Annotated in this window: 16 protein-coding genes; 5 read left to right on the top strand and 11 right to left on the bottom strand. The window is 63.2% G+C overall.

Features of this window, described 5'->3' with window-relative positions; genetic code table 11:
- Window positions 1–28: 28 nt before the first annotated feature.
- The 4 genes from AADW23_RS18815 (at window position 29) to proS (ending at window position 5,736) form a co-directional block, all read left to right on the top strand.
- Window positions 29–2,197 (top strand): RNA degradosome polyphosphate kinase, encoded by a 2,169-nt coding sequence (locus AADW23_RS18815; RefSeq protein WP_341862479.1) that lies wholly within the window; start codon window positions 29–31, stop codon window positions 2,195–2,197.
- A 54-nt stretch (window positions 2,198–2,251) separates the two neighbouring features.
- Window positions 2,252–3,802 (top strand): Ppx/GppA family phosphatase, encoded by a 1,551-nt coding sequence (locus AADW23_RS18810; protein WP_341862478.1) that lies wholly within the window; start codon window positions 2,252–2,254, stop codon window positions 3,800–3,802.
- A 375-nt stretch (window positions 3,803–4,177) separates the two neighbouring features.
- Complete coding sequence (locus AADW23_RS18805; protein ID WP_341862477.1) at window positions 4,178–4,321, top strand: hypothetical protein; 144 nt, start codon at window positions 4,178–4,180, stop codon at window positions 4,319–4,321.
- Window positions 4,322–4,377: 56 nt separating this feature from the next.
- Window positions 4,378–5,736: a proline--tRNA ligase gene (gene proS, locus AADW23_RS18800; protein WP_341862476.1), complete on the top strand. Its 1,359-nt coding sequence runs from the start codon at window positions 4,378–4,380 to the stop codon at window positions 5,734–5,736.
- 65 nt (window positions 5,737–5,801) lie between these two features.
- Here the strand turns inward: proS and AADW23_RS18795 are convergent, their stop codons facing one another.
- Window positions 5,802–7,022, bottom strand: coding sequence for a trypsin-like serine protease (locus AADW23_RS18795; RefSeq protein WP_341862475.1), 1,221 nt, complete (start codon window positions 7,020–7,022; stop codon window positions 5,802–5,804).
- Between the two features lie 141 nt (window positions 7,023–7,163).
- Complete coding sequence (locus AADW23_RS18790) at window positions 7,164–8,372, bottom strand: trypsin-like serine protease (RefSeq protein WP_341862474.1); 1,209 nt, start codon at window positions 8,370–8,372, stop codon at window positions 7,164–7,166.
- A 220-nt stretch (window positions 8,373–8,592) separates the two neighbouring features.
- Here AADW23_RS18790 and AADW23_RS18785 point away from each other — a divergent pair, with 220 nt between their 5' ends.
- A complete protein-coding gene (locus AADW23_RS18785) occupies window positions 8,593–8,985 on the top strand; it encodes a BrnA antitoxin family protein (RefSeq protein ID WP_341862473.1) in 393 nt (130 codons plus the stop codon).
- Between the two features lie 348 nt (window positions 8,986–9,333).
- Here the strand turns inward: AADW23_RS18785 and AADW23_RS18780 are convergent, their stop codons facing one another.
- The 9 genes from AADW23_RS18780 to AADW23_RS18740 all read right to left on the bottom strand — a co-directional run bounded on the left by AADW23_RS18780 (window position 9,334) and on the right by AADW23_RS18740 (window position 20,592).
- Entirely contained in the window at window positions 9,334–9,624 is a 291-nt protein-coding gene (locus AADW23_RS18780) for a hypothetical protein (RefSeq protein WP_341862472.1), read from the bottom strand.
- An 88-nt stretch (window positions 9,625–9,712) separates the two neighbouring features.
- Window positions 9,713–13,060 (bottom strand): carbamoyl-phosphate synthase large subunit, encoded by a 3,348-nt coding sequence (gene carB / locus AADW23_RS18775; protein ID WP_341862471.1) that lies wholly within the window; start codon window positions 13,058–13,060, stop codon window positions 9,713–9,715.
- A 134-nt stretch (window positions 13,061–13,194) separates the two neighbouring features.
- Window positions 13,195–13,863: an outer membrane beta-barrel protein gene (locus tag AADW23_RS18770; protein ID WP_341862470.1), complete on the bottom strand. Its 669-nt coding sequence runs from the start codon at window positions 13,861–13,863 to the stop codon at window positions 13,195–13,197.
- A gap of 220 nt (window positions 13,864–14,083) precedes the next feature.
- Window positions 14,084–15,217 carry a peptidoglycan DD-metalloendopeptidase family protein gene (locus AADW23_RS18765; protein WP_341862469.1) on the bottom strand — a complete coding sequence of 378 codons (1,134 nt, stop codon included), beginning with the start codon at window positions 15,215–15,217 and terminating at the stop codon, window positions 14,084–14,086.
- Between the two features lie 194 nt (window positions 15,218–15,411).
- Window positions 15,412–16,071: a protein-L-isoaspartate(D-aspartate) O-methyltransferase gene (locus tag AADW23_RS18760; RefSeq protein ID WP_341862468.1), complete on the bottom strand. Its 660-nt coding sequence runs from the start codon at window positions 16,069–16,071 to the stop codon at window positions 15,412–15,414.
- A complete protein-coding gene (gene surE, locus AADW23_RS18755; protein ID WP_341862467.1) occupies window positions 16,068–16,859 on the bottom strand; it encodes a 5'/3'-nucleotidase SurE in 792 nt (263 codons plus the stop codon). Before surE ends, AADW23_RS18760 begins: the two co-directional genes overlap by 4 nt.
- Before the next feature lie 132 nt (window positions 16,860–16,991).
- Window positions 16,992–17,723 (bottom strand): hypothetical protein, encoded by a 732-nt coding sequence (locus AADW23_RS18750; RefSeq protein WP_341862466.1) that lies wholly within the window; start codon window positions 17,721–17,723, stop codon window positions 16,992–16,994.
- A complete protein-coding gene (gene serS, locus AADW23_RS18745; protein WP_341862465.1) occupies window positions 17,707–18,999 on the bottom strand; it encodes a serine--tRNA ligase in 1,293 nt (430 codons plus the stop codon). The genes AADW23_RS18750 and serS overlap by 17 nt, the downstream gene beginning before the upstream one ends.
- Before the next feature lie 153 nt (window positions 19,000–19,152).
- Entirely contained in the window at window positions 19,153–20,592 is a 1,440-nt protein-coding gene (locus AADW23_RS18740) for a pentapeptide repeat-containing protein (protein ID WP_341862464.1), read from the bottom strand.
- Window positions 20,593–20,663 lie beyond the last annotated feature (71 nt).

Genomic DNA, 20,663 nt, shown 5'->3' with positions numbered 1-20,663 from the left:
CGTCACACTTTGCCGATAGGCCCCGCCCATGAGCTTTGCAGACTTCCTGAACGCCCCACACCCCGCCCCCGTTTCTGTCCCCGATGCGGCGGGGCCGGCACGGTTTTTCAACCGTGAACTCAGCTGGCTCGCCTTCAATTGGCGGGTGCTGGAAGAGGCTGTGAACCCCCGTGTTCCCCTGCTGGAACGGGTGCGCTTCATCTCGATCTCTGCGGGCAACCTTGATGAATTCTACACCGTCCGGGTGGCGGGCCTGCGCGAACTGGCGCAAGAGGGCAACCATACCCCCGCCCACGACGGGCGCACCCCGGCAGAGCAGTTGAAACTTATCAACGCCAACGCCCGCCAATTGATGCGCAAACAGCAAGAAGCCTGGATCGACGTGCGCACCGAGCTGGAGGCCACGGGCATCACCGTGGTCACCCGCGAAGACCTGACCTCTGCCGACGAACGGCACTTGGCGGAAATCTTCCTTGCGCAGGTCTTCCCTGTGCTGTCGCCCTTGGCCATTGATCCAGCCCATCCGTTTCCGTTCATCCCGAATGAGGGCATCGCCTTGGCGCTGCAACTCAAACGCGACCGCGACGGGCGCGTGTTGCAGGCGCTGTTGCCGATTCCCGGCCAGATTGACCGCTTTGTTTCGCTGCCTGCCGAAGAAGGCTCAATCCGCATGTTGCCGCTGGAAGAGCTGTTGCTGCTGAATATTGTCGAGCTGTTTCCCGGCTATAAACTCAGCGGGTCCTGCATGTTCCGCGTTCTGCGCGACTCGGACCTGGAGGTCGAGGAAGAAGCCGAAGACCTTGTGCGCGAATTTGAAACTGCCTTGAAGCGCCGCCGCCGGGGCGAAGTCGTCCGCCTGCAAATCAGCGAAGGGGCACCGGAAAAGCTGGCCCGTGAGATCATCGAAGAACTGCACGTCACCGGCGACGAGGTCGTCGAAGTCAAGGGCATGATCGGCTTGGTTTCCTTGAAGGAACTGGTGCGTGATGACCGCTCGGATCTTCTGTGGCGCAGCTTCACCCCCCGCGTGCCGGAACGGGTGCAGGACCACGATGGCGATATGTTCGCTGCGATCAGCAAGAAGGACATGCTGCTCCACCACCCTTATGAAACCTTTGACATGGTGATCCGCTTTCTGGCCCAAGCGGCCCGTGATCCCAACGTGGTGGCCATTAAACAGACGCTCTACCGGACCTCGAACGAAAGCCCGGTCGTAGAGGCGTTATGCGAAGCGGCGGAAAACGGGAAATCCGTCACCGCGCTGGTCGAATTGAAGGCCCGTTTCGACGAGGCCGCCAACATCCGCCAATCGCGCAAGCTGGAACGTTCCGGTGCCCATGTGGTCTATGGGTTCATCAACTACAAAACCCATGCGAAAATCAGCACCGTGGTGCGCCGCGAAGGCGACAAGCTGGTCACCTATACCCATTACGGCACCGGGAATTACCACCCGATTACAGCGCGGTTTTATACGGACCTGAGCCTGTTCACCAACGATGCGTCTCTTGGGCGGGACGCCACGAAGGTGTTCAACTACATCGGCGGTTACGCCGAGCCGGAGTCGCTGGAAAACCTCTCTATCTCGCCGTTGATGCTGAAGAAGACCCTGATCGACGGGATCTTGGCCGAAGCCGAGCACGCCCGGAATGGGAAGCCTGCGATGATCTGGGCGAAGATGAATTCCCTGATCGAGCCGGACGTGATCGATGCGCTCTACAAGGCCAGCCAGGCCGGGGTGCAGATTGATCTGGTGATCCGCGGCATTTGCGGCTTGCGCCCCGGCATCGAAGGGTTGAGCGAGACGATCCGCGTGAAGTCCATTGTAGGCCGCTTTCTGGAACATTCGCGCATCGTCTGCTTTGGCAACGGCCACGGGCTTCCGGCCAAGAAGGCGCGGGTTTACATCAGCTCGGCCGATTGGATGGGACGCAACCTGAACCGCCGGGTCGAAACGCTGGTGGAATGTACGAACCCGACCGTGAAGGCGCAGATTGTCAGCCAGATCATGGCCGCCAATCTGGCCGATGTGGCGCAAAGCTGGGTTCTGCAACCCGATGGGACTTATCTGCGTCCCGATCTGAGCGAATTGGATAACCCGTTCAATTGCCACCGCTTCTTCATGGAAAACCCTTCACTGTCCGGGCGCGGAAGTGCCGGCGCGAAGGATGTGCCCGAGTTGACGCACAGCGAAGATTGACCCAAGCGGCGCGCCCGTGCCAAAAATGATCCAGACGACCTTGGAGGGCCCGATATGGGTGAACAAGACCCCGATTTCGGTCCCTTTGGGTTGCCGTTGTTTGATGGCCCCGAGGCGCGATCTCTGGCCCGCGTGGGGGTGATCGACATCGGATCAAACTCGGTCCGTTTCGTGGTTTTCGACGGTGCGGCGCGGTCTCCGGCCTATTATTTCAACGAGAAAATCCTGTGCGGGTTGGGGGCAGGCTTCGCCGAAACGGGCCGCCTGAATGCCGAGGGCCGGGTGCGGGCGTTAAGCGCGTTGAAGCGCTTTGCGGTGCTGGCCAAGGAGATGGACGTAACCCCCATGCTGACCGTCGCGACCGCGGCGGTGCGCGATGCCGTAGACGGGCCAGATTTCCGGGCCGACGTTCTGCGGGACGCCGGGTTGGAGATCCAGATCCTCACCGGCGCGGAAGAAGCCCGCCTGTCGGCCCAAGGGGTGCTGCTGGGGTGGCCCGGCGCGGAAGGGTTGATCTGCGACATCGGCGGCTCGTCCATGGAATTGGCCGAGCTGTTGGGTGACGGCATCGTGGGCACACGGCGCACCTCGGATTTGGCACCGTTGAAATTGATGGGGATGAAGGGTGGCAAGAAGGCCATCCGCAAGCATATTCGCGAAAAGGTCGCCGCCCTGGTGGCCGAGTTTCCAACGGCCCCCAAGCGCCTGTTCCTGGTGGGGGGATCATGGCGGGCGATTGCGCGCGTGGACATGGTGCGCCGCGATTATCCGCTGCGGGTTCTGCACGAATACCGGATGACGCCCAAGGCGATCATGAACACGATCAAGCACATCGGCGAAGTCGACCCCGACGCGCTGCGGGCCGAGACCGGCACCTCCGCGGAGCGGATGCGGTTGGTGCCCATTGCCTCGCTCGTGCTGAAAGAACTGGTGCGTCAAGTGCGCCCGAAAGAGGTGGCGATCTCCAGCTATGGCATCCGCGAGGGTCTGCTTTACGACCAGATGTCGGACGCCCTGCGCCACCGTGATCCGTTGATCGAAGCTGCCCGCCATGCCGAGGCATCATCGGCGCGGCATCCGGGCTTTGGCCGGGCGCTTTACCGCTTTGTGGAGCCACTGTTCTCGGGCGCTCGACCCGAGAAAAAGCGCCTCGTGCGGGCGGCTTGTCTGCTCCATGACGTCAGCTGGCGCGCCCATCCCGATTACCGCGCCGAGGTCTGCTTTGATAACGCCACGCGGGCCAACCTGGGCGGGCTGACCCATGGCGAACGTATCTATCTGGGGTTGGCGTTGCTGCACCGCTATAAATCCAACCGGTCAGGCACCGGCTTTGATCCGAACCTGTTGAACCTCCTTTCTGACGCCCGCGTGCAAGAGGCCGAGAACCTGGGCCGCGCCATGCGCTTTGGCGCGATGTTCGCCACCGCTAACCCGGTCGATCATGGGCGGCTGAAGTACCACCCCAAACGGCGCGAATTGGTCCTGACGCTGACCTCGGAAGAGGGGCGCGACCTGTTCGGCGAAGTGGCCCAATCGCGCTTCAAGTCGCTGGCGAACGCGATGGGGGCGGAAGCCATTGTGAAGGGGCTAAGAAAGCGACGGTAGGGATTCCCGCCATTTGCCAATTCGCTGGCGCGCCCTATCTCTGGTGTATCGCAAATGAGCGCCCAACCGGAGAGACCCCATGATCGCCCTGAACGCCATCGCCTGCTCAGCCGTCCTGCTGATCCTTGTGATGTTCACGATCATGATAGCTGCCCCTGTCTCTGCCGGATCGTTCTGACACGCGTGTACCTCAGGTGTGGTGGGCTTCTGTCCCTTGTCCCGCCACACCGACTTTCCTGTTCACACTGCCTCAACGGTCCCTTCGCGGGGCCGTTTTTTTGCGATGCAGTGCGGCGTCAGGGTATGGAATGCCTGCATTTCGCGCCGCGTTTCAGCACGCTATCGTGATGACATCGGAGAGAAGGAGCTGCCCAAATGTCTATCATGAACGTGCTGTCCATCACCCTAATCGCCCTAATCCTTGGCGCTATGCTTGCCCTGATTATCGGGGTTCGCTCTGTCGCAGCGCAGGCCAGTGCGGTCCCCGCAGAGATACCGCAAACCATCGCTACCTTGTGAGAGTTTTCCCTTTGGCGTAGACCGCAGGGAACACCCATATCCCAAGGTTCGCCAACATGCGCCTCAGCCGCTACTTCCTGCCCGTCCTCAAAGAAACGCCCGCCGAGGCGCAGATCGTCAGCCACCGGCTGATGTTGCGCGCCGGGATGATCAAGCAATCCAGCGCGGGCATCTATTCCTGGCTGCCTCTGGGGTTCAAAGTTCTCAAGCGGATCGAGCAGATCGTTCACGAAGAACAGATCCGTGCCGGTCACATCCCCATGTTGATGCCCACGTTGCAATCGGCCGAGCTTTGGCAAAAATCCGGACGTTACGACGCCTATGGCCCCGAAATGCTGCGCCTGAAGGACCGTCACGACCGTGACATGCTCTACGGTCCCACCAACGAAGAGATGATTACCGACATGGTCGGCACCTTCGTGACCTCGTATAAATCCCTGCCCCTGACGCTCTACCACGTGCAGTGGAAGTTCCGCGATGAAGTCCGTCCCCGTTTCGGCGTCATGCGGGGCCGCGAGTTTCTGATGAAAGACGGCTACAATTTCGATCTGACGAAGGAAGCCGCGCTGCACGCCTACAACCGCCATCTGGTGTCCTACCTGCGCACCTACGAGCGGATGGGCCTGCAAGCCATCCCCATGCGCGCGGACTCTGGCCCGATTGGCGGCGATTACACGCACGAATTCCTTGTGCTGGCCGACACCGGCGAATCCGAGGTGTTCTATGACGCCGAGATCACCGATCTGAAGTTCGGCGACCGCGAGATTGACTATGACAACTGGGATGAATGCGCCGAGGTGCTGACCGAGTTCACCTCGCGCTATGCCCGCACCGATGAAACCCACGACGCGGCAGAATTTGCCGCCGTGCCAGAAGATCGTCAGCGGTCCGCGCGGGGCATCGAAGTGGGGCAGATCTTCTATTTCGGCACCGAGTATTCCGAGAAGATGGGCGCGTTCGTGCAAAACGACGAAGGCGAACGGGTGCCGCTTCACATGGGGTCTCACGGGATCGGCGTCAGCCGCCTGTTGGGCGCGATCATTGAAGCCAGCCACGACGACAAGGGCATCATCTGGCCCGAAGGTGTCACGCCGTTCCACTGCGGGATTGTGAACCTCAAGCAAGGCGACGCCGAGGCAGATGCCGCCTGTGAAGCGCTGGAGACCGCGCTGGAGAATGCAGGGCTGGAGCCACTCTACGATGACCGCAATGAACGCGCAGGCGGCAAGTTCGCCACGATGGACTTGATCGGCCTGCCATGGCGCATCACCGTCGGCCCCCGTGGCCTGAAAAACGGCGTGGTGGAACTCACCGACCGCCGCACCGGCGAAAGCGAAGAAGTGTCGCCCGAGGCCGCCGTGGCCCGCGTGGCAGAGGTCTACGCCGCCCACGGGATCGGGACAGCAGGCGCCTGAACCGCGCCTAAAAGGCCGTTGAACATGTGGAAGAGGGTGCAGTCAGTTGCGCCCTCTTTTGCTGTCTACTTAGTCTCGGGCGCAGGCGCTGTCACAGTGGCGGACGCCGCGCCCGCAAGCCGCGCCAGATCGGCCACGATGTAGTCGACATACATGGCGACGTTGCGGTCAAAGGGTTCGTCCGGTTGCGGATCGGTGCGGGATTCCACGCCGATGATCTGATGGCCGCCGCTGTCCGTAGCGATAAACAGCGGAGAGCCACTATCGCCGGAAAGCGTATCACACTCATGCTCCAACACGTTCTGGGGCGCGACCTCGATCAGGGGGCAGCCGAGGTTCCCGGTCAGCACCCCTTGCTGGTCATAGCTATATCCCGCCTGCAAGATTTCCGGCCCTCGGCCCTGCAACATCTCGGCGATTTGGCCTTGGGTCAGGGGGGCGACAGTCATCCAGCCCAACTGATTGCCCAAGGGCTGGTCGAGGTAGATGAAGGCGTAATCCGTGCCCTCTTGTTCGCCGTTCACATAGCCCTCGGCCACGAAGAAATCGCGCACGCCCGAGCGCGCCACATGGGCGCCGTTCTGGAACCCCGCAAGGAACTCGACCGGGGGCGTGGCCACGACGCCATTCTCTACAATACAATGGGCCGAGGTCAGCACCACGTCAGGGCCGATCAAGGTGCCGGTGCAGCTGGCCTCGGACAGGTCCACGAAGCCGATCATGTTCCAGGGCGCGGTGGCGGCGTCGATGATGACCCGGTCGTCGTTGCCAAAGAAGGCACGGTCATAGTTGATCTCTGGCATGCCCAACTCGGTGATGAAGACATCAGCAGTCGGGAAGTTCGGCGCGGTTTCCTGATAGGTGCCGATCCAGATGTCGTATTGGCCGCCTAGGGGCGTGTCGAAGTTCAATGCTGGGTTCAGGTCAACGGTGTCGTCGTTGCAGTACCACTGCCCGTCCGGCGCGTTGATCAGCATCACCGTATCGGCCCCGGATTCCACGTAGAACGACAGCGGAAAGCCAAAGTCGCCATCGGTGAACTGGAGCCGGAGGTCAGGGGCGTCGGCGAAAAAGCCGCGGCAAGCACCGCCGCTGGCGGCATCGGTATATGCGCCATAAACCGGGCCGCCGGCCGCGATGGTCACGCGATGGGGGTCGGGCTGGAAGTTTGTTTCCAACGAGATTTCGCCAAAGGTCGGGGGCAGGGTGTAATCCTGCGCCATGGCAACGGGGGCGGTGACCAGCAGGAGGCCTGCGGCAAGGGCGATGGGGTTAGGCAATGTCATGGCGCTATCCAATATGAAGGAGACACCCGCAAAGACTACGCGGGCGGCCGTTTTCCGGCAATGAGGATGAAAGGGGTTAGGGGGCGCAATGCGCCGGGTGAACGGCGGCGAGGGGGATGCCCCCCCACCGCAGTTGAAGGTCTACTTCACCACAGGCTCTGGCAGCGCCGTGGTTGCCGGGGCCTGGCCGTTCAAGGCCTGATACTCAGCCACGACGTTCGCAATATACATCGCGACGTTCATGTCGAACTCCTGCTCGGGCAGGAAGTTGGTGTGGGATTCCACGCCAATGATCCGGTAGCGGTCGCCGTCCTGCACGAACAGCGGAGAGCCACTGTCCCCCTGCACCGTATCGCATTGGTGCACCAGTCGGTTCTGGCTGGCCAGCTCGACGAACGGACAGCTCAGGTTGCCGGTCAGCACGCCCGGTTGATCGGCACTGTACCCTGCTTGCAGGATGTCAGGGCCCGAGCCATTGGCGAAACCCGCCAGCTCGGCCTGGGTCAACGTGCCAATATCCATCCACCCCAACTGATCGCCAAGGGGTTGTTCCAGATAGAAAAAGCCGAAATCCATGCCCTCTTGTTCCGCCAGACGCCACAGCTGGGGGACGTAGTAGCTGGTCACGCGCGATGTCGCCACGGCGTTGCCATTCTCAAAGCCCGCGCTGAACAACATCGGCGGGTTGTCGGGCTCTCCCAGACCCACAAGGCAATGGCCGCCGGTAAGCACAACGTTGGGCCCGATCAGCGTGCCTGTGCAGCTGCCCGATTGCATTTCCACCAAGCCGATCATGTTCCACGGTGTTTCCGTGGGGTCCATGACGATGCGGTCGTCTTCCCCGAAGAACGAGCGCCTGCGCTGCGGCTCGAACGGCTCTTGTGCGGTGAAGCCCAGTTGCGCGCCGGGATAGTCGCCTTGTGGATCGTTATAGGTGCCGACCCAGACGTCATAGACGCCGCTTTGGGGGGCCTCAAATGTCACCGCACTGTCGAGACCAAAGGTATCGTCGTTGCAATACCACCGCCCATCGGGGCCGTTCACCAACAACACAGGATCCGCGTAGGATTCCGCCGTGATCGAGAAAGGATCGCCATTAGTGGCATCAAAAACCATCCGAAAATCAGGGGCATCGGCGAAATAACCCCGGCACACATCGCCGCTTGCGGCATCGGTGAACGTGCGTTGATCGAGCCCGCCCGCCAGCAAATAAACCCAATTGGGATCGTTGGAAAAGCCTGCCTCCAAGTTCAAGACGCCGAACGTCGGGTTTAACGACGGGTCTTGCGCGTGGGCAGGTGTCAGGGACGCCGCGAGGGCGGTGGCTGCAACAAGGGTCAGGTGGCGCATGGGTCACCTCCGTTAAGAAAAGTATGGACATAACGTAGGGGTAGCAGTGGCGCTTGGGCAAGGTTTGGCTTGCGGGGAATGTTCGGGAATCGGGGACGGAAAACCTCCAGTGACACGCGTACACTGGGGCGTACACACCCCGTACACCGCCCCCACATCCATAAAATTTTAACCGATTTGTGCGATTCTGGCCGGACCCAAGGCTTCAAGGACCGGACAATTGCCCCCCAAATTCATCGACAAATCCCCCACCAAGACCGAGCGCTTCCACCACTTCTACATGGTCGATGCGATGCGGCGGTTCGAATACGACATGCACAACGCCATCGCGCTGCACGGCCGCGTGCCGCCCGCTTGGCACGACCTGTCATCGAAACGAGACACCGCCAAGACCCGCGTGACCGTGCGGCTGGATACCGATGTGGTGAAGTGGTTCAAATCCATGGGTCCGGGCTACCAACCCCGCCTGAACGCGGTGCTTCGGTCCTTCATGCACGCCAAACTGATGGGGCTGTTGCAGGGAGATGAGACCCTCGACATGTTCCGCGACCCGATGTTTGACGGCGCGCGCAAGCCGGAATGGGGAGATATAGCTCGGGCTCGGGGGGAGTGAGGGGGGGCATTGGGCTAGAGCCCGGTCTACGGACATGCGGACCCGCCCGGAACGAGGCCGCAGGCCGCCGGGCGAGCGCCAGCCCGCCCCACCGGGGTGGCGCTTTTGCGAGTGTCGTGCCGAGTTGAGAGGGAGGGCGGGTTTGGCAAGAATAAAGTGCCGAGTTGGGAGGTTGCAGCGCCTCCCCGGCGGGCTGGCGCTCGCCCGTCTTGAGTATGAACGGTTGCGTCGGGTTACATCATATTCGGCTCTTGGATGAACCGTTTGTAATTCGGATTTCGCGATCGCTAAAATGCGCGGACGCAGAGCGGGCTGTGGCGTTTTTGGAGGGGCGGCCGGGGTGAGGGGTCAGACGTCTTCTTCGATAGTGTCCTCGACGCGCTCTCGATCTGCGCGGAGTAGGTGGACGTTGCGGCTGATCTCGGTCGCGATGCCAAGGGCTATGGCGATGAAAATGTATAATGACGCCTTGTCGATGATTGCGCCGGAGGTTGCCTCCCCCGCAATTCGCTGAGAGAAATAGCGGTTGTCTTCCATGCTCTCAGTGCCAAAGAGGATGGCGAAGCCAAGCAACAGTTGTGCGACGGCTACGGTGAATAGCAGCGCAGCGACAAAGCGCCCGACCTTGGTAAAGAACATTAATATCCCTCCTGTAGAGGCGGGGCTCCGCCCGTGAATTGACCGAAAGGTCCACTGGACCTTTCGCCCGCGTGGCGGGTCCGTCAATTCACCCCTGCAGCGCCCGAACCACAGTCTCGCCTTCACGGGCTGATACCATCGCCTGAGCCGCCGCGTGGCTGCCTGCGAGCGTGGTGAAATAGGGGATCTTGTCCATCAGCGTGACCGTCCGCATGGAGCGGGAGTCTTCGACCGCTTGGGCGCCTTCGGTGGTGTTCATCACCAATTGCACGCCGCCGTCCTTGAGGATGTCGACGATCGTGCGGCCGCCCTCGTATTGCTTGTTCACCACCTCGGCCTCGATCCCGTGCTTGCCCAGGAAGGCGGCAGTGCCGGAGGTGGCAAGGATGTGGAAGCCCAATGTTTTCAGCATCTTGGCCGTATCCACCAGGTCGGCGGTCTTGTCGGCCTCTTTGATCGACAGGAAGGCGGTGCCGCGCTCAGGCAGGGACACGCCCGCGCCGAGTTGCGCTTTCAGGAAGGCGCGGGGGAAGGAGCGGTCCCAGCCCATGACCTCGCCGGTGGAGCGCATTTCAGGCCCCAGAAGCGTATCGACGCCGGGGAAGCGGGCGAAGGGCAAGACGGCCTCTTTGACCGAGAACCAAGGGGTGCGGAAATCGGCCAGCGCCATCGGCTCGCCGGGGATGATCGGCGTGTCCTCGTCCACGGGGACGTGGGGTTTGGCCTTGGGGAAATCGGCCAGTTTCTCACCCGCCATGAGGCGCGCGGCGATGGAGGCGATGGCGCTATCGGTGGCCTTGGCCACAAACGGCACGGTGCGCGAGGCGCGGGGGTTAACCTCGATCAGGTAGATGTCATCGTTGCCGTTCCCATCGGGTTTGACGGCGAACTGGATGTTCATCAGGCCGACGACGTTCAGCGCCTTTGCCAGCGCCTCGGTCTGGGCGATGATGCGGTCTTGCACCTCAACGCTCAGCGTATGGGGGGGCAGGGAACAGGCGCTGTCACCGGAGTGGACGCCCGCTTCTTCGATGTGTTGCATGATGCCCGCCACATGCACGTCGGTGCCGTCGCAAAGGGCATCCACGTCCACCTCGGTCGCGCCATCAAGGTAGCTGTCGAGCAGGACGGGGCTGTCGCCGGAGACAACCACGGCGTCACGGATATAGCGGTTGAGTTGCGCCGTATCGCGCACGATCTCCATCGCGCGCCCGCCCAGAACGTAGGAGGGGCGGATCACCAGCGGATAGCCGAGCGCCTCGGCGGCGGCTTTGGCTTCGTCATCGGTGGTGGCAATGGCGTTTTCGGGCTGCTTGAGGTCCAGCTTCTGGACAAGCTGTTGGAAACGCTCACGATCTTCGGCCAGGTCGATGGCGTCGGGCGTGGTGCCGAGGATCGGGATCCCGGCCTCTTCCAGCGCATTGGCCAGCTTCAGGGGGGTCTGGCCGCCGAACTGGACGATGACGCCGTGCAGCGTGCCGTTTGCTTGCTCTACCCGCAGGATTTCCAGCGCGTGCTCCAGCGTTAGCGGTTCGAAATACAGGCGGTCCGAGGTGTCGTAGTCGGTCGAAACCGTCTCGGGGTTGCAGTTGACCATGATCGTCTCATAGCCCGCGTCGGACAGGGCGAAACAGGCGTGGCAGCAGCAGTAATCAAACTCGATCCCCTGGCCGATCCGGTTCGGGCCACCGCCCAGAATGACGACCTTCTTGGCGTCCGAGGGGCGCGCTTCGCATTCGGGCTCGCCCATCACGGGGGTCTCGTAGGTGGAGTACATATAGGGGGTCTGTGCCTCGAACTCAGCGGCGCAGGTGTCGATGCGCTTGAACTGCGCGTGAACGCCCGCGCCGACGCGGGCGCGGCGGATTTCAGCCTCGGTCAGGCCCGTCAGCGTCGCGAGGCGGGCATCGGTGAAGCCCATCATCTTCACGTGGCGGAATTCTTCTTCGGTGGCGAGCATGCCTTTATCGCGGATGCGGGCCTCTTCCTCGATGATCTCGCGGATACGGGCAAGGAACCAAGGGTCAAACTTGGTGACGGCGTGGATATCGTCGTCGGACAGACCGTGGCGCATGGCCTGGGCGATCACGCGGATGCGGTCCGGGGTCTGTTTCGCCAGTGCTTTAGTGATCGCGGCAGGGTCTGCGTCGGCGCCTTCGATCTCGATCTCATCGAAGCCGGTCAGCCCGGTCTCCATGGAGGCCAGCGCCTTCTGCATCGACTCGTGGAAGCTGCGGCCAATGGCCATCGCCTCGCCCACCGACTTCATCGCGGTGGTCAGGTTCGGCTCGGAGCCAGGGAATTTCTCGAACGCGAAGCGCGGGATCTTGGTGACGACATAGTCAATCGTCGGCTCGAAGCTCGCGGGCGTGACCTTGGTGATGTCGTTGTCCAGCTCGTCCAACGTATAGCCCACGGCCAGCTTCGCGGCGATCTTGGCAATCGGGAAGCCCGTGGCCTTGGAGGCCAGCGCGGAGGAGCGAGAGACGCGGGGGTTCATCTCGATCACCACCATGCGGCCATCGGCGGGGTTCATCGCCCATTGCACGTTGGAACCGCCCGTCTCAACCCCGATCTCGCGCAGCACGGCGATGGAGCCGTTGCGCATGATCTGATATTCCTTATCGGTCAGCGTCAGCGCGGGGGCGACGGTGATGCTGTCACCGGTGTGGACGCCCATGGGGTCCACGTTTTCAATGGCGCAGACGATGATGGCGTTGTCGGCCTTGTCGCGCACGACCTCCATCTCGAACTCTTTCCAACCGAGCAGAGATTCATCGACCAGAATCTGCGCCATGGGCGAGGCTTCCATGCCGGAGCGGCAGAAGAACTCGTACTGTTCCCGGTTGTAGGCGACGCCGCCGCCGGTGCCGCCAAGCGTGAAGGCGGGGCGGATGATGGCGGGCAGGCCCACGTATTCGATGGCCTCGATGGCTTCGGCCACGCCCGCGTTGATGTCGAACTTGCCGTCATCGCCCTTGGGGGCGGTGATGATCGTCGCCTTGGGGTTTTCCAGCCCGATCCGGTCCATCGCCTCGCGGAACAGCTTGCGGTCCTCGGCCATTTCGATGGCGGGACGTTTGGCGCCGATCATCTCGACGCCGAATTTTTCCAGCACGCCCATTTCTTCCAGCGCCAAAGACGTATTCAGGCCGGTTTGCCCGCCCATGGTTGGCAGAAGCGCATCGGGGCGTTCCTTCTCGATGATCTTGGCGACGACTTCGGGGGTAATCGGCTCGATATAGGTGGCATCGGCCAGTTCCGGGTCGGTCATGATCGTGGCGGGGTTGGAGTTGACGAGGATGACCCGGTAGCCTTCCTCGCGGAGCGCCTTGCAGGCCTGCGCGCCTGAGTAGTCAAATTCGCAGGCTTGGCCGATCACAATAGGCCCCGCACCGATGATCATGATCGAGTTGATGTCTGATCTTTTTGGCATGGTAGCCCCCAACATGTGCGCAAACTGTCGGCGTTATAAACGGGCCGTTGTGGGGCGCAAGGGTGGAAGCGGAGCGGGCTACGAAAAAGGCCGCGCGATTGATGGCGCGGCCTCGGAAGCGGTTGGCGAAGGTATCAGAAGCGGAACGCGTAGCCGACAAGTAAATCGGTCCGGGACAGTTCGCGTTCATTGGGAAGGAAGACAAGGCCAGGTACGTCTGTTTGAATTTCAGGGACGGCAACGGTGCCAAAATCCGTGTGGCGCACTTCAACGCGAAGAGAGCCTGACGCGCCCATTGCGATGTCCGCCCCGATTGCGACGGTCGGTGCCGTTTCCGTACGGGACAACGACCCACGTGCGTTGGCAGACGCAGCGTAAACTCCGTACTCCACGTTGGCGGATGTCACACCGATGGCGATGTACGGCATATAGCGACCCATATCGTAACCCGCGCGGGCGCGGAGCGAGGCGGTTGTACCGTAAGCCACGCCCATGAAGTTGTTTGGGAAGGTGCCCTGCGCCAAAACTTCGCCAGACACATCGCCAAACATGACATCTGCTTCCACGCCGATGACTGCACCGTTTGAATATTGGAAGTTATAGCCTGCGAATGCACCGGCCACCGCGCCAGTCACTTCGTCGTCCCAAAAGAAATTGATTGCTGGATTGGGATTGGCGCCAGTGTTGGCAGCTTGGCTGAATCCGAGCTGACCGCCAGCATAGGCCCCGGACCAATCCTGTGCTGTGGCTTGGGTGGCGGTTGCTGTCAGTATTAAGGCAGCCGCGAAGAGGTGTTTGCGCATTGAAAGAATCCACTTTTTAAATCCCCCTCATCAGTAGAGGGCGGGGAGGATAGAGGCGATGTTTTTCAGCGTCGGGGTTTAATTGCGCGGCCCTTGTTGCCGTAGGGCAACCCGAGCCAGTGAGCTCAGGTCGGCGACGGCACGGCTTCAGGCTCTTGCAAGAGCCTGATCAGACCCTTGCAAGGGTCTGGGTCTGGGTCTGGGTCTGGGCCGGGAGCGCTTAGGGCAGGAACTCCGCCGGGTTCACCGCCTCGAACCCGCGACGCACTTCAAAGTGCAGGAACGCCGGGTCGCCGCTGCCCACCTGGGCCACGGTCTGGCCTTGGCTGATCCGGTCGCCGCGCGACACGGCGATGTTCTGGATATTGGCGTAGACGGTCAGAAGCCCACCGGAGTGGCGAATCACAAGGATTGGCACCTGGTCGGTGTCTTGGGTGATGGCGGCCACGGTGCCATCGGCGGCCGCTTGTACGGCGGTGCCAGCGGAAGCGCCAATATCAATGCCCTCATTGCCCGAGCCGTAGCCGCGCACGATCGAGCCCGAAACGGGTCGGATCAGCGGTGCCGCGTCGCGGGTCGCGGCGGCGGCGGGTGCTGGGGCAGGGGTGGCAGTGCCGGTGCCCGCGCCGTCAAGGGCGGGCAGGGCGGCGGTTTCAATGCTGCCGGGCAGGGGATTGGCGGCCGAGGGCGGCAGGGGGGCCACGCTATCGCCGGGGCGGCTGTCGTCGGCGGCTTCAGCGGACTCAATCACGATGGGGATCAGCAGGTGTTGGCCTTCGCGCACCGCCAGATCGGGGCCGAGGCCGTTCCATTCGGCCAGGCTGCGCACCGAGACGCCGTAGAGGCGGGCGACGGAGTAGGCCGTTTCGCCGCGCCCGACACGGTGGCGGACGGGTTCCTGCCCATCGGGGAGTTGCGGTCCAGAGGCCGAGGGCGAGCCGCTGCCCGCAGCATCAATCGCCGCCCCCGCGATGGAGGCGATGTCGGTCCCGGTGCCGGTCGCAGAGGCCGCGCCGGCCACACGGCTTGGCAGGGCCAGAACCTCGCCGTTGCGCAGCTCATCGGTTTCAGAGCGGCCGTTGAAAGAGGCCAGTTCCGAGGAAGACAGGCCAATCCGCGCGGCCACATCGGCAACGGTGTCCCCGCGCCGGGCGACCGCGACCTGGTAGCTGTCGTAGGAGATGAGCCCCCGGCTGTCGGGATCGGGCCGATCGGCCACGGTGACATTGGTGCGCGGCGCGTTGGGGCGGAAGTCGAAGTCCCATTCCGCGGGCGCACCGACGCAGGCTGCAAGAAAGACGGGCGCCAGCAGGGGGAGCCTACGGGCGGGAAAATACTGTGTGATCAGGCGCATGGCGCTCGAACCTTCCTCAATGATGCGGGGCTGCGGCCCTCTTTGCGCGTAGTTTACACAGAAACGTCGGGTTTCGGAAGGGGGACAGACGGGGGCGGTTTCCCAGTGGCGAAAGGGCGCTCGGGGGGAGGGGGTGGGATTGAGTTGTATTGGCCAAGATGAAGGGGGAGCGGTGCGCGTGCCATTGGCGGGGGCTAGTCGCGGGCGGTGCCTTCGATGAGGGGGACAAAGCGCACGGGCATCAGTTCGTCGTAGTCGTAGCCGGTGTCGTGGCGGGTGACTTTGATCAGGCTTTGAACGGTATCGGACTGGCCCACGGGCACCACCATGATGCCGCCGATTTTGAGTTGTTGCATCAGGGGGCCGGGGGGATCTTCGGCGGCGGCGGTCACGAGGATGCGGTCGAAGGGGCCTTGGTCGGGCAGTCCGAAGGAGCCGTCACGGGTGAGCACGGTGATGTTGACGAGGCCTTGTTTGGTGAAGGCGATTTCCGCTTCACGGGTCAGGTTGCGGTGGCGGTCGATGGTGTAGACGCGCCGGGCGAGGTGGCTGAGGATGGCGGCCTGGTAGCCGGAGCCGGTGCCGACTTCGAGCACGGTGTCACGGGGTTGCACATTGAGGGCCTGGGTCATCAGGCCGACAACGGAGGGTTGGCTGATGGTTTGGCCCGAGCTGATCGGAAGGGGCATGTCCTCGTAGGCGCGGGCGGCGAAATGGCCGCGCACGAAGGCGCCGCGATCGACGCGCTCCATCGCGGTGAGCACGCGTTTGTCCATCACGCCTTTTTGGCGCAATTGGTAGAGGAACTGCATTTTGCGTTCCGGATCGAAGCCGGCGCCTTCGCGGTCGGTCATTCGATGGCATCTTTCAGGCTGGAGAGCCTGTCGTAGGCTGTGAGATCCGCCCGCATCGGGGTGACCGAGATATAGCCGTCGAGATTGGCCGTGGCATCGGTGTTGTCGCCGGAGGGGACATTTTGCGCAGAGCCGGTGATCCAGAGGAATTTGCGCCCGTTGGGGGCGGTGTCGGCGCGCATGCCCATGCCGGTGCCGCCTTCGCGGAAGCCCTGGGCCACGGCGCGGATGCCTTTGACCTCGGCGGCGGGAAGGGGCGGGAAGTTGACATTGTAGAACAGTTTGTAGGGGTGGCTGGTGAAGGCGTCCGGCGTGGAGAGGATTTTGCGAATGACGTCAGCACCATGGGCGCTGGCGGCTTCGAACTGGTTTTCGAGGCTCACGTTGCCGGGGCCGTAGTATTGCGACAGGGCGATGGCGGGAACGCCTTGGATTGCGGCCTCGATCGCGGCGCCGATGGTGCCGGAGTAGAGGGTGTTCTCGGCGGAGTTATTACCTTTGTTGACGCCGGAGAGGATCAGGTCCGGGGGCGTGTCCATCAGCACATCGTGGAGGGCGGCGATGACGCAATCGGCTGGGCTGCCTTCGGCGGCGAAGCGACGGGGGCCGAATTCCGAGATCATCGTGGGATGGGTGTAGGAGATGCAATGGCCCACGCCTGATTGTTCAAAGGCGGGGGCGACGGTCCAGACCTCGCCGGTGTCGCCGGCGATGTCGGTTGCGATGGCGTGGAGGACTTCAAGGCCGGGGGCGTTGATGCCGTCGTCGTTGGTGATGAGAATGCGCATGGGTGTGGGTGTAGCTTGTGGCCGCCAGTGCGGCAAGCGGTGGCAAGGGGGCGGGGCGTGTCCTTTTGACCCTTGCGTCTGGGGGGGCGCTGCGCAGTGAGTTGTATGGCCAAGGTGAAATTGCAGGGCGCGTCAGGATTTTTGGCGGAGGCGCAGGAGGGTCTGGATGCTGAGGATCGCGATGACGGCGATGGTGGTCCCGAGGGAGAGGGTGGCCCCGTTGGGGGCGTTGGCGACCACGACACCGATGAGCGCCCAGAGCACGGCGGCGGCGTAGGGGAGCGGATGGGCGGTGGCACGGATCACGAGGGTGGCGACAGCGCCGATGACGATCAGGCCGCCGATGCTGACGATGGTGGTGGAGATGCCGGTGTAGGCGGCGATGATGGTGGCGCTGGCAACGATGGCGGCGGCCGACAGCCAGCCCGCGTAGAGGGCGATGGGCGCGGCGGCGAGGGCCGGTTGGGCGGCGGGCGCGTTGAACAGCGCGATGAGGGCGGTGACCAGCATTGCGAGGATGAGCACCGTTGAGGTGACGGGGGCGGAGAGCGCCACGGGAATCCAGCTTGCCCCGATGACGAGGGACAAGAGCAGCGCCGGGCGCATCTTTTGCCAATCGGGAGCGCTGTCACGCGACAGCAGGCCGTAGGCGGCGCTGATGATGAGCCAGACATAGATCACCCCCCAGATCGAGAAGGCATAGCCCGCCGGTTGGATTGGGGGATCATCCACGGGGCGGGGCAATTGGCTGGGGTCAAAGCCCGAGAACGGCTCGGTCAGGAAAGGTGAGACTGCGAAGGCGATGGCAGCCATCAGGACGAGGGCCGCCATCGTTTTGGACGAGAGATCAGGCAAGGTCGCCATCCGCGGTGATTTGCGTCTTGCCGCCCAGCCAGGGGTGCAGGGCCTCGGGCAGGGTGACGGAGCCGTCGGCGTTCTGGCCGTTTTCCAGCACCGCAATCAGGCAGCGCCCCACCGCGAGGCCAGAACCGTTGAGCGTATGGACGAATTCGGGCTTGCCGCCGCTGGTGGGCTTGAACCGCGCGTTCATACGACGGGCCTGGAACGCGCCGCAAGTGGAGACCGAGGAGATCTCACGGTAGGTATCCTGGCCGGGCAGCCAAGCCTCGATATCGAACGTCCGCGTCGCGCCGAAGCCCATGTCACCGGCGCAGAGCAGGACCGTGCGATAGGGGATGTTCAGCTTGTCGAGGATACCCTCGGCGCAGGCCAGCATCCGCATTTGTTCGTCGTCGGACGTGTCTGGGTGAGTGACCGAGACCATCTCCACCTTCTCGAACTGGTGCTGGCGCAGCATTCCGGCGGTGTCGCGGCCCGCGCTGCCTGCCTCGGACCGGAAGCAGAGCGAATGGGCGGTGTAGCGGCGGGGCAGGGTGGCTTCGTCTACGGTATTGCCGCTGTCGAGAGAAGTGAGCGTGACCTCGGATGTGGGGATCAGCCACCAGCCATCGGTCGTCTGGTAGCTGTCCTCGGCGAACTTGGGCAACTGGCCGGTGCCATACATGGTTTCGTCGCGCACCAGCACAGGGGCGTTGACCTCTTGCAGGCCGTTTTCCTCGGTGTGGGTGTCGAGCATGAATTGCGCCAAGGCGCGGTGGACGCGGGCCACGGCGCCCTTGAGCGTGACGAAACGCGCGCCGGACAGCTTGGCGGCGGTCTCGAAATCCATCGATGCGGCGACGCCCTTGATCTCGAAATGCTCTTTCGGGGTGAAGTCGAAGCTGCGTGGGGTGCCGCGGCGGTGCTGCTCGACGTTGTCATCCTCATCCGCGCCGGGGGGCACGTCGGGGTGGGGCAGGTTGGGCAAGGCTTCCAGGATCGCGGTCAGCTCCGCGTCTTTTGCCTTTGCCTCTTCATCGAGGCGGGCGATTTCGTCTTTCTTGGCAGAGACGAGCGCGCGCAGACGCTCAAACTCGGCCTCATCGCCCGAGGCTTTCGCACGGCCCACTTCCTTGGAGGCGGCGTTGCGGTCGGCCTGAGCGGTTTCGGCCTGCGTGATCGCGTCGCGTCGGGCGGCGTCAATGGCGAGAATGTCGGAGGACACAGGAGACAGACCCCGAAGCGCCAGTGCGGCGTCGAAAGCGGCGGGGTTTTCGCGGATCGCGCGGATGTCGTGCATGGGTTGTGCCTCCGGTATGGTGTGGTGGACGCGGTATGCCAGAGGAGCGCGCAGGGGGGAAGAGGGGGAGCGGTGGTTCGGCTGAAAGCCGACGAGGCGTCCAGTGGACGCATCGAGCCGCGAACGGGCGGAGCCCCGGGTGGGGCGAAGAGGTTAGGGCGTGTAGTCGTGGGCGATGGTGACGGGCGGGTCGAGGGAAGCAGCGAAGGCGCGCCATTGGGTGAGGAAGGTGTTGTAGTCGAAGTCGTCTGTCTGGACCCAATGGGCGGGGGCATCTTCGGGCAGGGTCTCTGCGAAGTTTATGATGGCGTCCCAATGGGGGCGTAACTGTGCTAATGTCGTATCATCCACGGATCTGACCGCGACACCCCAGAGGGATGCGCCGGTCAGATCCGTGGATGAATCCATCTCCGCCCCGAAGAGGTTCGCCCCCTGCATCTCCGCCCCGAAGAGGTTCGCCCCCTGCATCTCCGCCCCGAAGAGGTACGCCTCCTGCATCTTCGCCTCGCGGAGGTCCGCCCCCTGCATCTTCGCCTCGCGGAGGTCCGCCCCCTGCATCTCCGCCCCGAAGAGGTTCGCCCCCTGCATCTTCGCCCCGAAGAGGTTCGCCTCCTGCATCTTCGCCCCGAAGAGGTACGCCCCCTGCATCTTCGCCTCGATGAGGTTCGCCCCCTGCATTTGTGCCTCGCCCAACTGAATGCCTTGGAAGTTCAGACCGCGCAGGTCGAAGCCTTGCAGGTTGCAGCGGCGCAGGTCGATGTTCTTGGGGTCAAAGGCTTCGCGGGCGTCGTCGTCTTTTGGGTTGATCCGCCCGAGGCTTTGAACGGCGCGTTCCATATCGGTGCGTTGAATTGGGCGCAGGGCTCTGGCCCATTCCTGCATTTGCGCCCGGCCTTCAAACGCGGGCGTCGGTTTGGCGGCACGGGCCGGATCGCGGCTGAGTTCCTGCACATAGATCGACAGCATCCGCGCGATGCGGGGGGCGACGTCGGCACGCTCCAGGGCGAGGCCTTCCAGTCGGTCAATCGCAGCGGCGCGGGTCACGAGATCATCTTCTTCTTCGGATAAGACTTGGGTTTTCGCTCCCCTTCCAATGACGCGGGTTACCGTGCGGCGCGCGGCGAGGTCCGTGGCGGCGGCGTTGATCTTGTCGTTGAACAGCGCCTCGTCCTGCAGATCGGTCTGGCGTTTGGTTTGGCCGATGCGGATCAGCGTGAAGGGGAAGGCCACGACCGCGCCCAAGGCGCCTGTCATGGCGGTGAGGGTGAGGAGGGTCCAGCGAAGGGTAGTATCATCCGGGTCGTCGGTTAAGGCCGAGAACGCGGAGGGGACGGTGAAGATGGTGGTCAGGATGCCGCCCGCGAGGGTCAGGGCGAGGATCAGCCAGAACGCGCCCGCGAACAGGGCAGCGGCGGGCGGGAATTGCCCGAGGCCGTTGCGGGTGAGGAAGCGTTGCCATGGGCTGTCCGTGGGGCCGGGCGGCGTGTCCGGCCTTGTGGCGATGGCGAGTGATACCCCGAGGGCGATGAGCCCGGCGAGGACGATCAACCAGAAGGTCGGGGGCGAGAGGGGGAGGGTTATCGTTTCTTGCACGGGCGCGGTCTTTCTGGGGCTGGGTCATCCAACCCGGTTTTCGGCGTTGTCGCAACAGGGGGCCGCAAGTC

It is taken from the genome of Gymnodinialimonas sp. 57CJ19 (assembly GCF_038396845.1).
Classification (GTDB): Bacteria; Pseudomonadota; Alphaproteobacteria; order Rhodobacterales; family Rhodobacteraceae; genus Gymnodinialimonas.
Note: the sequence above shows the minus strand (reverse complement) of the source record. Positions and strands in the feature narration are given on the sequence as shown.